General features: G+C 71.6%; 18 protein-coding genes. 11 read left to right on the top strand and 7 right to left on the bottom strand.

What is annotated here, in order from left to right; translation table 11 throughout:
• Nucleotides 1–111: 111 nt before the first annotated feature.
• Nucleotides 112–807 (bottom strand): response regulator transcription factor, encoded by a 696-nt coding sequence (locus tag RI138_RS21120; protein ID WP_311121170.1) that lies wholly within the window; start codon nt 805–807, stop codon nt 112–114.
• Nucleotides 804–1,919, bottom strand: a complete 1,116-nt coding sequence (locus RI138_RS21115; protein WP_311121169.1) for a sensor histidine kinase — start codon at nt 1,917–1,919, stop codon at nt 804–806. Before RI138_RS21115 ends, RI138_RS21120 begins: the two co-directional genes overlap by 4 nt.
• Before the next feature lie 181 nt (nt 1,920–2,100).
• Between RI138_RS21115 and RI138_RS21110 the strand changes: the two genes are divergently transcribed.
• Together RI138_RS21110 and RI138_RS21105 are read left to right on the top strand one after the other, a co-directional pair.
• Nucleotides 2,101–2,742, top strand: coding sequence for a hypothetical protein (locus RI138_RS21110; RefSeq protein ID WP_311121168.1), 642 nt, complete (start codon nt 2,101–2,103; stop codon nt 2,740–2,742).
• Complete coding sequence (locus tag RI138_RS21105) at nt 2,735–3,280, top strand: hypothetical protein (protein WP_311121167.1); 546 nt, start codon at nt 2,735–2,737, stop codon at nt 3,278–3,280. Before RI138_RS21110 ends, RI138_RS21105 begins: the two co-directional genes overlap by 8 nt.
• Before the next feature lie 303 nt (nt 3,281–3,583).
• Here the strand turns inward: RI138_RS21105 and RI138_RS21100 are convergent, their stop codons facing one another.
• Entirely contained in the window at nt 3,584–4,369 is a 786-nt protein-coding gene (locus RI138_RS21100; protein ID WP_096623552.1) for a SigE family RNA polymerase sigma factor, read from the bottom strand.
• A gap of 181 nt (nt 4,370–4,550) precedes the next feature.
• On the opposite strand from RI138_RS21100, the gene afsQ1 reads away from it, so the two are divergent.
• From afsQ1 to RI138_RS21075, 5 genes are all read left to right on the top strand, one after another.
• Complete coding sequence (afsQ1, locus tag RI138_RS21095; protein WP_006127084.1) at nt 4,551–5,228, top strand: two-component system response regulator AfsQ1; 678 nt, start codon at nt 4,551–4,553, stop codon at nt 5,226–5,228.
• A complete protein-coding gene (locus RI138_RS21090) occupies nt 5,225–6,766 on the top strand; it encodes a HAMP domain-containing sensor histidine kinase (protein ID WP_311121166.1) in 1,542 nt (513 codons plus the stop codon). The genes afsQ1 and RI138_RS21090 overlap by 4 nt, the downstream gene beginning before the upstream one ends.
• On the top strand, nt 6,763–7,416 hold the full coding sequence (locus tag RI138_RS21085) for a hypothetical protein (protein WP_311121165.1): 654 nt from the start codon (nt 6,763–6,765) through the stop codon (nt 7,414–7,416). Before RI138_RS21090 ends, RI138_RS21085 begins: the two co-directional genes overlap by 4 nt.
• 121 nt (nt 7,417–7,537) lie before the next feature.
• A complete protein-coding gene (locus RI138_RS21080; protein ID WP_311121164.1) occupies nt 7,538–8,110 on the top strand; it encodes a VanZ family protein in 573 nt (190 codons plus the stop codon).
• Nucleotides 8,111–8,203: 93 nt separating this feature from the next.
• On the top strand, nt 8,204–8,410 hold the full coding sequence (locus tag RI138_RS21075) for a PspC domain-containing protein (RefSeq protein WP_018490974.1): 207 nt from the start codon (nt 8,204–8,206) through the stop codon (nt 8,408–8,410).
• Between the two features lie 87 nt (nt 8,411–8,497).
• On the opposite strand, the gene RI138_RS21070 is transcribed toward RI138_RS21075, so the two are convergent.
• Both RI138_RS21070 and RI138_RS21065 read right to left on the bottom strand, forming a co-directional pair.
• A complete protein-coding gene (locus RI138_RS21070; RefSeq protein ID WP_096623544.1) occupies nt 8,498–8,800 on the bottom strand; it encodes a hypothetical protein in 303 nt (100 codons plus the stop codon).
• A gap of 134 nt (nt 8,801–8,934) precedes the next feature.
• Nucleotides 8,935–10,089 carry an adenosine deaminase gene (locus RI138_RS21065; protein WP_311121163.1) on the bottom strand — a complete coding sequence of 385 codons (1,155 nt, stop codon included), beginning with the start codon at nt 10,087–10,089 and terminating at the stop codon, nt 8,935–8,937.
• A gap of 113 nt (nt 10,090–10,202) precedes the next feature.
• Here RI138_RS21065 and RI138_RS21060 point away from each other — a divergent pair, with 113 nt between their 5' ends.
• Entirely contained in the window at nt 10,203–10,964 is a 762-nt protein-coding gene (locus RI138_RS21060; protein WP_311121162.1) for an alpha/beta hydrolase, read from the top strand.
• A gap of 162 nt (nt 10,965–11,126) precedes the next feature.
• Here RI138_RS21060 and RI138_RS21055 read toward each other — a convergent pair whose 3' ends face one another.
• Entirely contained in the window at nt 11,127–12,080 is a 954-nt protein-coding gene (locus RI138_RS21055) for a LysR family transcriptional regulator (RefSeq protein ID WP_065487641.1), read from the bottom strand.
• 62 nt (nt 12,081–12,142) lie between these two features.
• Here RI138_RS21055 and RI138_RS21050 point away from each other — a divergent pair, with 62 nt between their 5' ends.
• The 3 genes from RI138_RS21050 to RI138_RS21040 all read left to right on the top strand — a co-directional run bounded on the left by RI138_RS21050 (nt 12,143) and on the right by RI138_RS21040 (nt 15,498).
• The gene (locus RI138_RS21050; protein WP_311121161.1) at nt 12,143–13,447 is read left to right on the top strand and encodes an MFS transporter; all 1,305 of its coding nucleotides are present in this window, start codon (nt 12,143–12,145) and stop codon (nt 13,445–13,447) included.
• A 123-nt stretch (nt 13,448–13,570) separates the two neighbouring features.
• On the top strand, nt 13,571–14,287 hold the full coding sequence (locus tag RI138_RS21045; RefSeq protein ID WP_311121160.1) for a L,D-transpeptidase family protein: 717 nt from the start codon (nt 13,571–13,573) through the stop codon (nt 14,285–14,287).
• 173 nt (nt 14,288–14,460) lie between these two features.
• Nucleotides 14,461–15,498 (top strand): sigma-70 family RNA polymerase sigma factor, encoded by a 1,038-nt coding sequence (locus tag RI138_RS21040; protein WP_311121159.1) that lies wholly within the window; start codon nt 14,461–14,463, stop codon nt 15,496–15,498.
• 145 nt (nt 15,499–15,643) lie between these two features.
• Here the strand turns inward: RI138_RS21040 and RI138_RS21035 are convergent, their stop codons facing one another.
• The gene (locus tag RI138_RS21035; protein WP_096623534.1) at nt 15,644–16,018 is read right to left on the bottom strand and encodes an STAS domain-containing protein; all 375 of its coding nucleotides are present in this window, start codon (nt 16,016–16,018) and stop codon (nt 15,644–15,646) included.
• Nucleotides 16,019–16,134: the final 116 nt, after the last annotated feature.

The following is a 16,134-nucleotide window of genomic DNA, read 5'->3' as shown; positions in this document are numbered from 1 at the left end:
TTCTCGGGGAGACCGCCGCTGTCCCGCCCCGTATCCAGCACCTACCGCACATCCCTCCCGGGAACGGGAGTTCGCCCGGTCGGCCTCTGTGCATCGCCCCGTGTCTTCGCCCTACTCCCCCGGGACTGGACCGGCCAGTCCGTTCTCCCAGGTCCAGGCGGCGATGCCCACGCGGTTACGGGCCTTCAGCTTGGCCTGGACGTTGGCGATGTGGGTCTTGGCGGTGCCCGCCGAGATGAAGAGCTTCTCGCCGATCTCGGCGTTGGTGAGGCCCTCGGCGACCAGCCGGGCGATCTCGGCCTCCCGGGCGGTGAGAGGCGACGGGGCCGTGGGCGCCGCCGGGGCGGAGGTGGGGGCAGGCGCGGGAGCGGGGGCGAGGGTCCGGAGCAGCCGGACCGTGATCTGAGGACTGATGAGGACGTCCCCGGCCATCGCCGCCCTGACCCCCTCGATCAGCAGCCCGGGGCCCGAGCGCTTGAGCAGGAACCCGCAGGCGCCGTCGGCCAGTGCCGTGCGTACGTAGTCGTCGTGGTCGAAGGTGGTGACGACGAGGACGCGCATCGGGTCGGGTACGCCGGGGCCTGCGAGGTGCCGGGTGAGTTCGAGGCCGTCCAGCCCGGGCATCCGGATGTCGGCGAGGATCAGGTCGGGCCGCAGGGTGCGGGCGAGGTCGACGGCGGTGAGGCCGTCCGCCGCCTCACCGACCACGGTCATGTCGGGCTGCGAACCCAGAATCAGGCGGAAGCCGCTGCGTACGTCCTCCTGGTCGTCGGCGATCAGGATGCGGGTCGGGCCGTTGGGCGTCATCGTGGGGCCCCTTTCGGGAGAGTGGCGGGAAGGACGGCGGCGAGCTGCCAGCCGCCGTCGCCGTGCGGCCCCGCCGAGAGGGTGCCGCCGAGGGCCTGTGCGTGCTCGGTGAGAGCGGGGAGGCCCAGGCCTCCCCGGGAGGCGCGGCGGCGAGCCGGGGCGGGGCGGGCACCGCGGTCGTTGGTGACCCGGATCTCCACAGTGGTGGCCGTGGGCATGAACACGACCGTGGCGCGAGATGCGCCGGGGGCGTGCCGGCGAATGTTGGTCAGCGCTTCGACGACGATGCGATACGCGGCGGATCCCGCCTCGCGGGAAAGCATCTCCACAACCCCCGCAGGCAGGTCCAGATGCGCCTCGGTGGCCCCTGCCGAGGTGAAGTTCTCTATCAGCGAAGGCAGTTGGGATACGTCGGGGAGCGGCTCGGTGGTGGGAGTCTCCGGACCGTGCAGCATCTGCACCGTCCGGTCCATCGCGGCCAGGGCGCTCAGGCCCGCCTTCTCGATGCGCTCCAGGGCGAGCATCGCCTGGGCGACGTCGGTGGCGGCGACGAAGCGGGCCGCCTGGGCCTGGACGACGATCCCGCTGATGTCATGGGCGACGAAGTCGTGCAGGTCACGGGAGAGCTGAAGACGCTGGGCGCTGCGGGCCTCGGCCACCGCGCTCCGGCGACGCGCTTCCTGGCGGCGGGGGTAGGCGCCGGCCGCCACCGCGGCGGCCACGGGAAGCAGCCAGAAGGTGGCGATTCCGACGGATTCCAGGAAGGACTCACCGGCGACCAGCGTCAACGGCCAGAGGGTCACCGCGAGGGCGGTCAGCGGGAGGACCGCTTTGAGTTCGCGCAGGGGTGACCAGCGGGTGACCACGGCCAGGAGGACCAGCAGGAAGGCGGCCTCCGCCAGCTTCCAGCCGGAGCCCGGACCACCCTTCGGCAGGGCGAAGCTGGTGATCAGGGAGAGGGCGGCGCAGACCGCGACCGGACGGGCGAGGCGGCCGAGGCGCTGACGAACCGTGGCACGGGGGCGAGCGACGGCCCACACCAGCGTGCCCGCGGCCGCGAGCGACGGCAGAGCGCCAAGCACCCTGACGGCGGAGCCGGTTGATTCCCACATGGTGATCAGCGTACGGGTGTGCGAGGTGGCGACGCCCTCTGCCGAACGGCAGAGGAGGGCCAGGACACGGCACGACCTTTGTGCCGATCGGCGGATGGGATCAAGGGGTGCCGGGGGGTGAAGCTTGAGCCGTTCAACCGACCACGAACCACAAACCCCCTCCAGAAAGCGGGAGTTCCTCATGCGCAAGACCGCAATCGGTGCCACAGCAGCCATCGCCGTCCTCGCCGGGCTGGTCGCGGCCGGGCCCGCTCCCGCAGCCCCGGCCGCGTCCGCCGAATGGAAACCGGCGAAGACGGCGAGCGTCCATGGGACGGCTCGCATCTCCTACATCGAATCTCCCGACGACGACATCCGCTTCACCATCCATGCCCGGCAGGCGCCCTTCACCCGGCCGATACCTCCCGACGCCCCCCGGGGACTGGCCACAGACGCCCGGGGCACGCTGAAGTTCTCCCACACCACCCCGAGCGGGGCCAGGGGATGGGCGGTGGCCCAGGTGGACTGCCTGGTCACCAGCGGCCGAACGGCGACCCTGACCGCGGTCGTGACGAAGTCGAACGTCGAGAAGGCCGGTGCCCGGCTGGGCATCAGCGTCCAGCAGGGCGGCAAGGGTGAGCCGGACCGGCTCGGCTTCTCCTGGGGGGTGGTGAACGTCGACCCGGGGAACGTGGACGAGAACGGCGGGCTTGTACGGCCGCGGACCGGCACGTGCATGGCCCCCGCACCGTTCACGACCGTCATCAAGGGCGGGTTCAAGGTGGTCCACGCCGAGATCACCAAGTCACCCGCGCGGCCCGAGGCGGCGACCCGCCGTGGCTGACACCCTGGTCGCCGGGACGCCCGTCACGGCCGCACCCCGAGTCCCCCGTGCCATCCGCCTGGCGGCGCACGCCGCCGCGCTGACCCTCGTGCCTTCCGGGCTGTGGCGCATCGCCATCGCCCTGGGCTGGGACTCCGGATTCAGGGACGAGTTCCTCCACCCGGAGAACTTCCCCGGCGCCGCGTCCTTCTACCTCATCGGCCTCAGCCTGCTGGCCGAGGCGTTCGGACTGCTCACCCTGGGTCTGATCCACAGATGGGGCGAGGAACTGCCGCACTGGGTACCAGCCCTGGGCGGCCGGAGAATCCCCGTCATGGCGGCGGTGATCCCCGCTTCGCTCGGCGCGGCGCTCGTCACCCTCATCACGGTGTCCGGTGCGTTCTCCTGGAACAGTGTGGAGAACATGCGTGCCCCTGGTTCCCCGGAGGGCGGCCTCTACTGGCTGATGACCGCCTGCTATCTCCCCCTGCTGGCCTGGGGCCCGCTGCTCGCTGTAGTCACGGCGGCCTACTACCGCCGTCGCCGTCGGGGGCGCTGAGCCCCACCGTCCGCCGGTTCGGACACTCACGGCGACCAGCCCTGCGTTCCGGTGGCGGCCCGACCGAGATGCCACACAGCCCGCGCCAGGTGCAGCGTCGGCCACACGGACAGCGGGGTCGTACAGGCCCCCCGGCCCGTACGACCCCGCTGTGTTTTCCGTTCCCCCGTGGCCCCCGTCTCCCCCGAAGCGACGGCCGTTTCCCGTGTCCCCCGTGTTCCCCTTGGGTCCCCTCGGTCCCCGCTTTCCGCTCCCCCGTGCTTCCCCCGGCCCCCGCCTCCCCCGAAGCGGAGGGCCTCTGCCTCAGGCCACCAGCTCGCCGAAGGACTCCTGCTCGTCACGTCCGAAGCTGAGGACCTCGTCCTCGCGCAGCCGGCGCAGGGAGCGCCAGATGCTCGACTTCACCGTGCCGACACTGATGTCGAGGATCGACGCGATCTCCGGGTCGGTGCGGCCCTCGTAGTACCGCAGGACCAGCATCGTGCGCTGAAGTTCGGGCAGCCGGGCGAGCGCCTGCCACAGCACCGCCCGCAGCTCCGTGCCACGCATCGCGTCCGTGTCGCCCACCGTCTCCGGCAGCTCCTCGGTCGGGTATTCGTTCAGCTTGCGCCTGCGCCAGGCGCTGATGTGCAGATTGGTCATGGTGCGGCGCAGATAGCCGCCGACCGCCGCCTTGTCGCTGATCCGGTCCCACGCCCGGTACGTCGAGAAGAGGGCGCTCTGGAGCAGGTCCTCGGCCTCGAACCGGTCGCCGGTCAGGTGGTAGGCGGTTGCGTACAGGGAGGCCCGCCGCTCCTGGACGTAGGCCGTGAACACCGCTTCGGCGTCCGCGTCCTCCGTCCGGGCTCCGCGATCCCCCGTGACCTCCCCGTACGCGCTTCCCCCGTTACCCCCCGTGTTCTCCCCCGTGGGTGCGTCAACCACCGTCATGTACGACTTGCGCATCTGCTCCGCAGTCGACGGATGCTGACGCCCGACGCCCCGAACGCACCCCCGCACGTTCGTGGCACCGGACTTCTCGGTGCTCCGGCCGAAGTCGTGGAGACGCGTGACAACTGCGCTTGAGCTGGTGCTGTGCAGTGCGTTCATCTCGCGCCCCCTATCGGTGGAGTCCGTTCGTTCCCTGTGCCAAAGAGCTTGCCGGGGCAGTTTCATGGCACTGTCCTCCGACTGTCACAGGCCTGTCACAGGGGCGGTTGTGACCGTGCCCCGGGAAGGGGACCGGGCCACAGGTCGAACTGAAGCGCCACCATGGGCCAGAATGACGTCCGTGCCTTTCCTGTTGCTGATCGAGGACGACGACGCCATCCGCACGGCCCTCGAACTCTCGCTGTCACGCCAGGGCCACCGTGTGGCCACCGCGGCGACGGGAGAGGACGGCCTTGAGCTGCTGCGTGAGCAGCGGCCCGACCTGGTCGTGCTGGACGTCATGCTGCCCGGGATCGACGGTTTCGAGGTGTGCCGGCGTATCCGGCGCACCGACCAGCTGCCGATCATTCTGCTGACCGCGCGCAGCGACGACATCGACGTCGTCGTGGGACTGGAGTCCGGCGCGGACGACTATGTGGTCAAACCCGTCCAGGGCCGGGTGCTGGACGCCCGGATCCGGGCCGTGCTGCGCCGCGGGGAGCGCGAGTCGACCGACTCCGCGACCTTCGGGAACGTGGTCATCGACCGCTCCGCCATGACCGTGACCAAGGACGGGGAGGACCTCCAGCTCACGCCGACCGAGCTGCGGCTCCTGCTGGAGCTGAGCCGCCGGCCGGGCCAGGCCCTGTCCCGGCAGCAGCTGCTGCGCCTGGTCTGGGAGCACGACTACCTGGGCGACTCCCGGCTGGTGGACGCCTGCGTGCAGCGGCTGCGCGCGAAGGTGGAGGACGTGCCGTCCTCGCCGACCCTGATCCGTACGGTGCGGGGCGTGGGCTATCGGCTGGACTCGCCTCAGTGACCGAAACCGCCAAGCGGTCCCTGCGTGCGGGGCTGCGCTGGACCAGTCTGCGGCTGCGTCTGGTCGTGGTGTTCGCGCTGGTGGCGCTGACCGCCGCGGTGTCCGCGTCGGGCATCGCGTACTGGCTCAACCGTGAGGCCGTGCTGACCCGTACGCAGGGCACCGCGCTCGACGACTTCCGGCGGCAGATGCAGGACACTGCGGCGACGCTGCCGGAGCGGCCCACCAAGGACGACCTCCAGCGGGCGGCGGCGCAGATGGCCAGCGACAGTCCCGGCTACAGCGTGCTGCTGGAGGACGAGCGCGAGCGCGGCAAGCCGATCGTCGGCTACTCCGACCTCGACACGTTCACCCTGGCCGACGTGCCGGACTCACTGCGCGGGCAGGTGGCCCGCAAGCAGCCGCTGACGGCGAGCAACGAGCACGAGTACCACCTGTTCTGGCAGCGTACGAGCATCGCCGGCACGCCGTATCTGGTCGCGGGTACGCGGATCATCGGCGGCGGCCCGACCGGGTACATGCTCAAGTCCCTCGACCAGGAGCGGCAGGACCTCAACTCGCTGGCCTGGTCGCTGGGGATCGCGACGGCCCTCGCGCTGGTCGGCTCGGCGCTGCTGGCGCAGGCCGCCGCGACGACGGTGCTGCGGCCCGTGCAGCGGCTGGGCGACGCGGCCCGCAAGCTCGGTGAGGGCAAGCTCGACACCCGGCTCGTGGTCTCCGGCACGGACGAACTGGCAGATCTCTCCCGTACGTTCAACAAGACCGCGAGCTCGCTGGAGAAGAAGGTCGCGGACATGAGCGCCCGGGAGGAGTCGAGCCGCCGGTTCGTCGCCGACATGTCGCACGAGCTGCGCACCCCGCTGACCGCGATCACCGCGGTGGCCGAGGTGCTGGAGGACGAGGCGGACAGCCTCGACCCGATGATCGCGCCCGCCGTGCATCTGGTGGTCAGCGAGACCCGGCGGCTGAACGACCTGGTGGAGAACCTGATGGAGGTGACCCGCTTCGACGCGGGCACGGCCCATCTGGTGCTGGACGACGTCGACGTCGCCGACCAGGTCACGGCGTGCATCGACGCCCGGGCCTGGCTGGACGCGGTGGACCTGGACGCGGAGCGGGGCACGATGGCCAGGCTCGACCCGCGCCGGCTCGATGTGATCCTGGCCAATCTGATCGGCAACGCCCTCAAGCACGGGGGTTCGCCGGTGGGGGTCCGGGTGCGCACCGACGGCGATGAGCTGGTCATCGAGGTACGGGATCACGGTCCGGGCATCCCGGAGGAGGTCCTGCCGCACGTGTTCGACCGGTTCTACAAGGCCAGTGCCTCCCGGCCGCGGTCGGAGGGCAGCGGTCTCGGGCTCTCCATCGCCATGGAGAACGCGCACATCCACGGCGGTGACATCACGGCGGCGAACTCCCCGGACGGCGGGGCCGTCTTCGAGCTGCGGCTGCCGCGCGACGCGGGGAAGCTGACGCGGCCGGACGACGGCGACGCGGAGGGCCGGGACGATGACGTGGACGGGGGCGGGGCGACGTGAAGCTCGGCGATGGCACCTGCCCGCACGGTCCGCTTCGGTGCGGCCCGCGTGGTCCGCGGCGTACGGCGGCCGCGCTGGCCGCTCTGCTGGCCGCCGCGGCGCTGGTCTCCGGCTGCGGAATCCGTACGACGACGGTGCCGGTGGACGCGGGGGCCGCGCCCTCGCGGGTGCCGTGCCGGCTGACCGCGTCGGACGTCACGGCCCGGTCTCCGGACAGTGTGACGGCCGAGGTGTATCTGGTGTGTGCCTCGCAGCTGGTGACCGTGGACCGTGAGGTGGCACAGGGCACGGTCGGCTCCGACCGCCTCAAGGCCGCTCGGGCGCTGCTGAAGGAGGTCCAGCAGGCGCCGCCCGAGAGCGAGCGGCGGGCCGGGTTCTCCACGGCGGTCCCGGCGGGCCTGCGGGTCGATCCGGCGCGGGCGAACGACCCGGCGGGCACCCTGCGGCTGAGCAGCCAGCCGGAGGATCTGTCGGCGGAGGCGCTGGCCCAGCTGGTGTGCACGTACGCGGAGAGCGAGACGCTTCAGACGGATGGCTCGGTGGTCCTGGGCGGCCCCGGGGCCTACCCGCCGCGCGCCTACCTCTGCACCTCGCAGACGAAGGCCCGGCCGCAGGACCCGACCACTCCGGACGCGCTCCGACTGGACTGAACCGGCACCCCGGGCTGACGGGCGGATGTCCGGTCCGGGTCCGTCCGGGCAGCCGCACCACGCAGCCGCACCGGGCGGCCGGGAAAGTCACGGAACCGATCCTGCCGGTCGGAACGTCTTGGTGGGCGTGCGTCAAGGTTCGGACGGTCAGACCGTCATCCACTTCCGCGCGGCGGGGGTCACGCTCCTCCTCGCGCATCTGCTGCTCGTCGGGTGGCTGACGATGCGCCCGCTGGACGTGCCCTGGATCGCGGCCGCGAATTTCGAGCCGTTCGCCGGGATCAGAGCGGACCTCGCGCTCGGCCGGGCCGAGGCCGCCCGCCGGATCGGCGGTGCGCTGCTCCTGCTGGCCCCGCTCGGTGTGCTGCTGCCGATGGCCGGCGGGCGGATCTTCGTCTCCCCCTGGGTCTCGCTGCTGCGCACGGTCACCGCGGGGGCCCTGATCTCGCTGGCGATCGAGCTGGGCCAGACCGGGGTGCCCGGTCAGATCGTCGACGTCGACTCGGTGCTGCTGAACACCACCGGGATCGCGCTGGCGCATCTCCTGGTCGTACCGGTCTGCCGGGCGCGGCTGCGCCGCCGGGGGCTGCCGGGGGTACGGGACCTCCCCCGGTACCACCAGGAGACCCGCCTCAGGGACGAGGCCCCTCAGGGGTCGACCCCGACGATTACCGGGGTCGGTATCGCCCCGTAGAGCGATGCTTTGTCCCCCTTCGCCGCGGCACCATGGATACATCGGGAGCACAACAGGCTGCTCCCTCGGCAACGCTTCGCGAAGGAGCCCACCATGGCCGCACTGGTCCGCCCCACTGAAGGCCGCATGATCGGCGGCGTGTGCGCGGGACTCGCCCGGCGCTTCGGCACGTCGGCCGGCACGATGCGCGTCATCTTCGTCGTCTCCTGCCTGCTGCCCGGCCCTCAGTTCCTCATCTACCTGGCGCTCTGGGCGCTGCTGCCCTCGGAGAAGTCCGCCTCGTCCGCTTCGGCCTGGTGACGCGCCGCGCGACGGGGAGCGGAAACGCGCGGTGGGGCGCACACCCTGGGTCAGGGTGTGCGCCCCACCGGCATGCGCGGGTGCGGATCAGCCGCCGAGCGGGATTCCGTTGGCGGAGAGGCCCTGGGTGGGCAGTCCGCCGAGGAGACCGGTGACCGGGGCGGCCGCGTCGGTGGCGTCGCCGCCGAGGACCTTGTCGACGGTGTCCTGGACCGGGGCGTGCTGGACGGACTGCGCGACGGTGTCCAGCGCCATCGTCGAGACGGGGAGGGCGCCGGCCGCGGTGTCGAGCGGCAGGGAGGGAGCCGCGGAGGCGCTGCCGGCGGCGGCAGCGGCGAAAGCGGCACCGAGAGCGGCGACACCGAGAGTCTTGGCAGCAGACTTCTTCATGGAGAATTCGTCCTTGGGGAAGGGGATGTGAGCGGCTCTGCAAGCTAGCCATCCCGCCGCCCGCTCCGCAAACATCCCGACACGCGGAAAGCGGCCGGGAATATGCCTCCCGACCGCTTCCCGCATGGGGAGGATCAACCGGCGGACACCGAAGATCCGCTGGTCACAGCGGTCTGGCGGAAAAGCCACTCGGACTTCAGCTCCGCGTAACCGGGCTTGACGACGTCATTGATCATCGCGAGACGTTCGTCGAAAGGAATGAAAGCTGATTTCATCGCATTGACTGTGAACCACTGCATGTCGTCGAGCGTGTATCCGAAGACCTCGGTCAGCCGCTCGAATTCCTGGCTCATGGTCGTGCCGCTCATCAGCCGGTTGTCCGTGTTCACCGTGATGCGGAAGTGCAGCTTGCGCAGCAGCCCGATCGGGTGCTCGGCGTAGGAGGTCGCGGCCCCGGTCTGGAGGTTGGAGGTCGGGCACATCTCCAGCGGGATGCGCTTGTCCCGCACATAGGAGGCGAGGCGGCCGAGGGTGACCGAGCCGTCCTCGGCGACCTCGATGTCGTCGATGATCCGGACCCCGTGACCGAGCCGGTCGGCGCCGCACCACTGGAGGGCCTGCCAGATCGACGGCAGCCCGAAGGCCTCGCCCGCGTGGATGGTGAAGTGGTTGTTCTCCCGCTTGAGGTACTCGAACGCGTCGAGGTGGCGGGTGGGCGGGAAGCCGGCCTCGGCGCCCGCGATGTCGAAGCCGACGACGCCCTGGTCGCGGTAGCTGTTGGCCAGCTCGGCGATCTCCAGCGCGCGGGCCGCGTGCCGCATCGCGGTGAGCAGGGCGCCGACGCGGATGCGGTGGCCGTTGGCGCGGGCGATGCGCTCGCCCTCGCGGAAGCCCGCGTTGACCGCCTCGACGACCTGTTCGAGGGTCAGGCCGCCCTCCAGGTGCTGCTCGGGGGCGTAGCGGATCTCGGCGTAGACGACACCGTCCTCGGCGAGGTCCTCGGCGCACTCGGCAGCCACCCGGAACAGCGCGTCACGGGTCTGCATGACGGCACAGGTGTGGGCGAAGGTCTCCAGATACCGCGGCAGCGAACCGGAGTCGGCGGCCTCGCGGAACCAGATGCCGAGCTTGTCGGTCTCGGTCTCGGGGAGGGAGTCGTAACCCTGCGCGCGGGCCAGCTCGATGATCGTGCCCGGCCGAAGGCCGCCGTCGAGATGGTCGTGGAGCAGCACCTTGGGGGCGCGCCGGATCTGGTCGGAATCAGGGACATTCGGGGTCTGGCTCGTCATCTGGGCACTCTAGCGCCTACGCGCGTAGAGCACCCGTCGACGCCTTCTGTCGATGCGTAACAGTGACCGGGAAGTCGGGTGGAGTACACCCGCTCTTCTGAGACTGTTCTGTCATGGGACAGCGTGCACTCCCCCTGACACCCCCCAGGCTGGGGCGGGCCGTACAGACGACCGGAGCACCGTACGAGGTCAGCGGCGTGGTTCTGCTGCTCCCGGACGGGGAGGCCGACTCACGGCGCCGCCCCTCCACCCTGTCGTACGCGGCACAACTGCCGTTCGCCCGCGCCCTGGCCCGGGCCGGGGAGGGTGACGGGCTCGCGGTACACGTGCTGCGCTACCGCTGCCGGGGCTGGAACGCGGACGACGAGCACCCGGTCCGGGACGCCGTGTGGGCCGCCGACGAGGTCCAGCGGCGCTACGGGGACGTACCGGTGTGCCTGGTCGGCCACGGGATGGGCGGCCGGGCCGCGCTGCGGGCCGCCGGGCACGGGGCGGTCAACTCCGTCCTGGCGATGGCCCCGTGGCTGCCGGAGCACTCCGCGGCCGCCCCGGAGCCGGTGAAACAGCTGACGGGGCGCAGGGTGTTGATCGTGCACGGCACCAACGACGAGCACACCGACCCGGAGCTGTCGTACCGGCTGGCCGAGCGGGCGAAGAAGTCCAACCGGGACACCTGCCGCTTCGAGGTCCACTCCGACGGGCACGCACTGCGCCAGCACCGGTCCGAAGTGGTGGCGCTGGCCGCCGACTTCGTGCGCGGCTCGCTGTTCGCCCGGTCCTACGCCCGCCCGGTCGCGGACGCGCTGGCCGCACCGCCGCCGCTGGGGCTGCGGATGCCGCTGGCGGCGGGGTTCGGGCGGTCGCTGCGGCACTGAGGCGGGTGCCGGGCAGTCGTACCCCACGACGCTGCAGGGCACCTCTCCGACCACGGTGGCCCGCACGACCTGCCGGGTGAGCGGGGCGGTGGATGAAGTATGAGCCAACGGAACATTCATTCCATTTCGGATAGAGGGGCGAACCGCGCCCGGGCCTCCCCCTCAGTCCGGCAGCAGGTTCCCCCGGCGCGAGAGCAGGAACCGCTTGAAAGCCGCGACCGGCGGGGTGTCGGGGTGCCCGTCCAGCCAGGCGACCCCGATCTCGCGGGCCGCGCGCGGGGCCGTCACCGTCAGCTCGACGACGCCCGGCCGGGCCACCGCGGGCGGCGGCAGCAGGGCCACACCGAGCCCGGCGGCGACCAGTCCGCGCAGGGTCTCCGCCTCCTCGCCCTCGAAGGCGACGCGCGGGGTGAAGCCCGCCTGGGCACAGAGGTCGTCGGTGATGCGGCGCAGCCCGTAACCGGGCTCCAGGGTCACGAACGTCTCGTCGGCGGCCTCCGCGAGGCGGATGCGGCGGCGCGAGGCGAGGCGGTGGTCGTCCGGGACCACCAGGCGCAGCCGCTGTTCGTCGAGGCGGCGGGTGACCAGGTCGGGGGCGTCGGGCACGGGCGAGGTGAGGCAGAGGTCGAGACCGCCCGCGCGCAGCCGTTCGATCATCGCCTCGCCGTAGTTCTGCACGAGCTGGAAGCGGACCCTCGGGTGGTCGACCCGGAAGGCGCGGATCAGGGCGGGCACGGTCTCGGAGCCCATGGTGTGCAGAAAGCCGAAGGAGACCCGGCCCGCCGTCGGGTCGGCGTCCGCGCGGACCGAGTCGGCGGCCTTCTCCACCTCGGCCAGGGCCCGTTCCGCCGAGCCGAGGAAGGTGCGGCCCGCCGGAGTGAGCGAGACGGTACGGCCCTTGCGGGCGAACAGGGCGACGCCCAGGTCCGCTTCGAGCCGGACCATGGCCCGCGAGAGCGTGGACTGCGGGACGCCGAGCTCGTGCGCGGCGCGGGTGACGTGCTCGTGGCGGGCGACCGCCTCGAAGTACGCGAGGCGGGGGGCGAGGACTGCCCGGATGTCTTCTTCGTAACTACTTGGTGACAGCCGAGGTCCTGAGCTGCGTTCATGCGCCATGGGATTGATTATGACGGTTTCGTGCATTGGACGCATGAAACCGGTCCGTCTACTTTCGACGTATGCCTCCCGCTGATACCGGGGCATCCACCGTCGTGGTGGGTGCCTCCGACCCGTCGTCCCCCGTCACCACCACTGCCGCTCCCGCCGCCGACGAGCGCCTGGAGCCCGGCCGCCCCGGATATCGCCGGATGAGCTTCGCGCTCTTCGCCGCGGGTGTCGCGGCCTTCGCCCTCCTCTACTCCACCCAGGCGCTGCTGCCCGCGATCTCCGCCGCGTACGGCGCGAGTGCCGGGCAGGCGAGCTGGACGGTCTCGGCGGCGACCGGGGCGCTGGCGCTGTGCGTGCTGCCGCTGAGCGCGCTCTCGGAGCGGTTCGGGCGGCGGCAGATGATGACGGCGTCACTGGCGGTCGCGGTGCTGGTCGGGCTGCTGGTGCCGTTCGCCCCCTCGGTCGGCTGGCTGATCGCCCTGCGGGCCGTCCAGGGCGCGGCGCTCGCCGGGCTTCCGGCCTCCGCGATGGCGTATCTCGCGGAGGAGGTACGGCCCAAGGCGCTGATCGCCGCGATCGGGCTGTTCGTCGCGGGCAACAGCATCGGCGGTATGAGCGGCCGCATCCTCACCGGCTGGGTCGCCCAGGCCTGGGGCTGGCGCGCCGCGCTCGCGGCGGTCGGGCTGCTCGCGCTGGCGTGCGCCGTCGCCTTCCACTTCCTGATCCCCAAGGCCCGCAACTTCCGGCCCGGTTCACTGAACCCGAAGACGCTGGCGAAGACCGTCGCGACCCACCTGGGCAACCCGCTGCTGGTCCGGCTGTACGCGATCGGCGCGCTGTTCATGACGGTGTTCGGCGCGGTCTACACGGTGATCGGCTACCGGCTGATCGAGGAGCCGTTCAGCCTGCCGCAGGGCGTCATCGGTTCGATCTTCCTGGTCTACCTGGTCGGTACGGTCTCCTCCGCCGCGGCCGGACGGCTGGTGGCCCGCCTCGGCCGCCGGGGCGCGCTGTATCTGGCGGTCTCGACCACGGCGGCCGGGCTGCTGCTCTCGCTGGCCGACCGGCTGGCCGCCGTGCTGCTGGGCCTGGTGCTGATCACGGCCGGGTTCTTCGCCGGGCACGCGGTCGCCTCGTCCTCGGTGAGCCGGACCGCGACGACGGGCCGGGCGCAGGCATCGGCGCTCTACCAGTCGGCGTACTACCTGGGCTCCAGCGCGGGCGGCACGCTCGGCGCGATCGCCTTCCACACCGGGGGCTGGGCGGCGACGGTGGCGCTGGGGCTGCTCGCCGTCCTCGGCGTCGTCTCGATCACGCTGTACGGGACCCGGGTGGCGCGGGCGGAACGACGGGCGCTCGTCCCCGTCACCCGGTGAGCGGCTCCACCCGCGCACAACCGGGACGCAACTGACACATACCTGCGCGCAACCACCGCTCCCCTTCGCACGTCTACCAGGCGTAATCAACAACGCACTGGGGGCGAAGGGGAGTTGGCGCGCATGGGAGTCACGGCGAGAATATCCGGAAGACGGCTGAAGCGTGGGGTGGCGCTCTCCGTGGCCGGGCTGGTGGCCGCACCCGCCCTGGTCCTGGGCACCGGCACCTCCGCCCACGCGGCGTCCTGCACCAAGTCGGCGGGGCCGTACCAGAAGCAGGTCGAGAAGTTCCTGAAGCGGCCCGTGGACGGCAAGCAGTCCACCGCCGACTGCAAGGCGATCCAGAAGTTCCAGAAGAAGCACGGGATCACCCCCACCATGGGCTACGCCGGCCCGCTGACCTGGCGCACGATGAACACGATGCTCGCCCAGAAGGCGGCCGGGAAGAACCCCAACAAGGCCAGGAAGTGCCCCACCAACAAGGGGCGCATCGCCTGCGTCGACCTGACGCGGCAGCTGAGCTGGATCCAGGACGGCAAGAAGCTGAAGTACGGGCCGGTGCCGGTGCGGACCGGCCGCAACGGCGTCGAGACCCGGACCGGGTCCAAGAAGATCTACTGGCGCAACATCAAGCACTGGTCGACCATCTACAAGGTCTGGATGCCCCACTCCCAGTTCTTCGACGGCGGCCAGGCGTTCCACTCGGTGACCAAGTCCATGTACAACCCGCCGGGCTCGGGCGGCTGCGTCAACATGCGCCCCGCCGACGCGAAGGCATACTGGAAACTGCTGAAGAACGGCGACGACGTGTACGTGTACGGGCGCAAGCCCGGGACCTGAGCGAGGCGCTGGGCGCACCCGAGGGTGCCGGACACCGTGGCCGGAGCCACGGCGTCCGGCACCCCTGTCCGCTTTCCCGACCGGATTCCGCCCCGGCTGTCAGTGGCCTGCGGTAGCTTCCGATGTACCGGGTGACGGATGCCACAGCGCGGCTGCGCGACAGGGGTGGAGCGATGAGCGATCTGACCACGACGACTGCCTCGGGAGCGGCGGGCGCCGGGAAGCCCGGCACGGCCGATGGCGCCGGGATCGACAGCCGTCTGGAAGGGCACCGGATCGAGCTGACCGGTTACTGCTACCGGATGCTGGGCTCGGCCTTCGAGGCCGAGGACGCGGTGCAGGACACCCTGGTGCGCGCCTGGCGCAACTTCGACAAGTTCGAGGGCCGTTCCTCGCTGCGTTCCTGGCTCTACCGGATCGCCACCAACGTCTGCCTGGACATGCTGAACGCGGGCAACAAGCGCGCCCGCCCGGTGGATCTGACCGGCCCGACCCCGCTCGCCCAGGCCGCGCTGAGCCCCCGCCCGGAGAACGTCTGGCTGGAGCCGATGCCCGACGGCCGCATCCTGCCGTCGGTCCAGGACCCGGCGGAGGCGGCGGTGGCGCGTGAGTCGGTGCGCCTCGCGTTCGTCGCCGCGCTCCAGCACCTGCCGCCCAAGCAGCGGGCCGTGCTGATCCTGCGCGAGGTCCTCGCCTGGAAGGCCGCGGAGGTGGCCGAGCTGCTGGAGACCTCCGTGGCCTCGGTCAACAGCGCCCTCCAGCGGGCCCGCGCCACGCTGACGGAGACGGAGGGGCGGGCCGGGGACGCGGCGGACCCGCTCGACGAGGAGCAGCAGAAGCTCCTGGAGCGCTATGTGAAGGCGTTCGAGGGGTATGACATGGCCGCCCTGACCGCGCTGCTCCACGAGGACGCGGTGATGACGATGCCGCCGTTCGACCTGTGGCTCCGGGGCACCGGGGACATCACGGGCTTCATGACCTCCATCGGCGCGGCCTGCGCGGGCTCCCGGCTGGTGCCCGTCTCGGCCAACGGCTCCCCGGCCTTCGCGCACTACAAGCCCGATGCGGAGGGGGACGGCTTCGTGCCGTGGGCGGTGCAGATCATCGACGTGCGGGACGGGGCGATCACCGGGATGCACTGCTTCCTCGACGTCCCGCGCTGGTTCCCGCTGTTCGGGCTGCCGGAGCGACTGCCGGCCGACGCGTCCTGAGGCGGTGCGCGCGTCTGACACCGTACGCGTGTGCTGAGGCCCCCGCGGGCGTCTGAGACCGTGAGCACGTCCTGAGGCAGTAAGCACGTCCTGAGGTCCCTGCGTACGGAGAACGGCCGACTGCCCGTCGGCCGTTCTCCGTACGTCAGTGCGCTTCCGGCACCCGTTCCTCCGGGCCCTCCTCCAGGGCCACCACCTCGGCCAGCCCCACCAGGTCCAGCAGCGCCCGGAATTCGGGTTCCGCCCGGCGCAGCCGCAGGGTGTGTCCGGCCCGGCGGGCGACGAGTGCCAGCCGGGCCACCGCCTCGACGGCGGTCAGATCCGGCCGGACCACGCCGCCCACATCGCAGTCCACCGCCGCGCCGGGGGCGAGGGCGGCGCCCCGCGGCCCGGCGAGGGCACGCTCCAGCTCGGCACAGAGGTCGGGTACGACAGCACGGCTGACCCGGCCGGTCACGGTCAGGGTGATCGGATTTTCGGCGTCCACACCAGGGAGACCGCCCGCGCGGGCGAAATTCATCGGCCCTTCCGCACGGCCCCCTTCGCTCGGCCCCCGGGCAGGGGCACTTTTGCGTCATCTCGGAGCTTCCGTGCAGATTCCGCGAACCAACGCACCCGGCTTTCCCTCTAGTTCGG

The organism is Streptomyces durocortorensis (genome assembly GCF_031760065.1).
Classification (GTDB): domain Bacteria; phylum Actinomycetota; class Actinomycetes; order Streptomycetales; family Streptomycetaceae; genus Streptomyces.
The sequence above is the reverse complement of the archived record's forward strand: the minus strand, read 5'-3'. Positions and strand labels throughout refer to the sequence as shown.

What these genes read in the sequence shown, in the direction of transcription:
- RI138_RS21120 (WP_311121170.1), bottom strand. Translation starts at nt 807, where the DNA reads ATGACGCCCAACGGCCCGACCCGCATCCTGATCGCCGACGACCAGGAG.
- RI138_RS21115 (WP_311121169.1), bottom strand. Translation starts at nt 1,919, where the DNA reads ATGTGGGAATCAACCGGCTCCGCCGTCAGGGTGCTTGGCGCTCTGCCG.
- RI138_RS21110 (WP_311121168.1), top strand. Translation starts at nt 2,101, where the DNA reads ATGCGCAAGACCGCAATCGGTGCCACAGCAGCCATCGCCGTCCTCGCC.
- RI138_RS21100 (WP_096623552.1), bottom strand. Translation starts at nt 4,369, where the DNA reads ATGAACGCACTGCACAGCACCAGCTCAAGCGCAGTTGTCACGCGTCTC.
- RI138_RS21075 (WP_018490974.1), top strand. Translation starts at nt 8,204, where the DNA reads ATGGCCGCACTGGTCCGCCCCACTGAAGGCCGCATGATCGGCGGCGTG.
- RI138_RS21070 (WP_096623544.1), bottom strand. Translation starts at nt 8,800, where the DNA reads ATGAAGAAGTCTGCTGCCAAGACTCTCGGTGTCGCCGCTCTCGGTGCC.
- RI138_RS21065 (WP_311121163.1), bottom strand. Translation starts at nt 10,089, where the DNA reads ATGACGAGCCAGACCCCGAATGTCCCTGATTCCGACCAGATCCGGCGC.
- RI138_RS21060 (WP_311121162.1), top strand. Translation starts at nt 10,203, where the DNA reads ATGGGACAGCGTGCACTCCCCCTGACACCCCCCAGGCTGGGGCGGGCC.
- RI138_RS21055 (WP_065487641.1), bottom strand. Translation starts at nt 12,080, where the DNA reads ATGGCGCATGAACGCAGCTCAGGACCTCGGCTGTCACCAAGTAGTTAC.
- RI138_RS21050 (WP_311121161.1), top strand. Translation starts at nt 12,143, where the DNA reads ATGCCTCCCGCTGATACCGGGGCATCCACCGTCGTGGTGGGTGCCTCC.
- RI138_RS21045 (WP_311121160.1), top strand. Translation starts at nt 13,571, where the DNA reads ATGGGAGTCACGGCGAGAATATCCGGAAGACGGCTGAAGCGTGGGGTG.
- RI138_RS21040 (WP_311121159.1), top strand. Translation starts at nt 14,461, where the DNA reads ATGAGCGATCTGACCACGACGACTGCCTCGGGAGCGGCGGGCGCCGGG.
- RI138_RS21035 (WP_096623534.1), bottom strand. Translation starts at nt 16,018, where the DNA reads ATGAATTTCGCCCGCGCGGGCGGTCTCCCTGGTGTGGACGCCGAAAAT.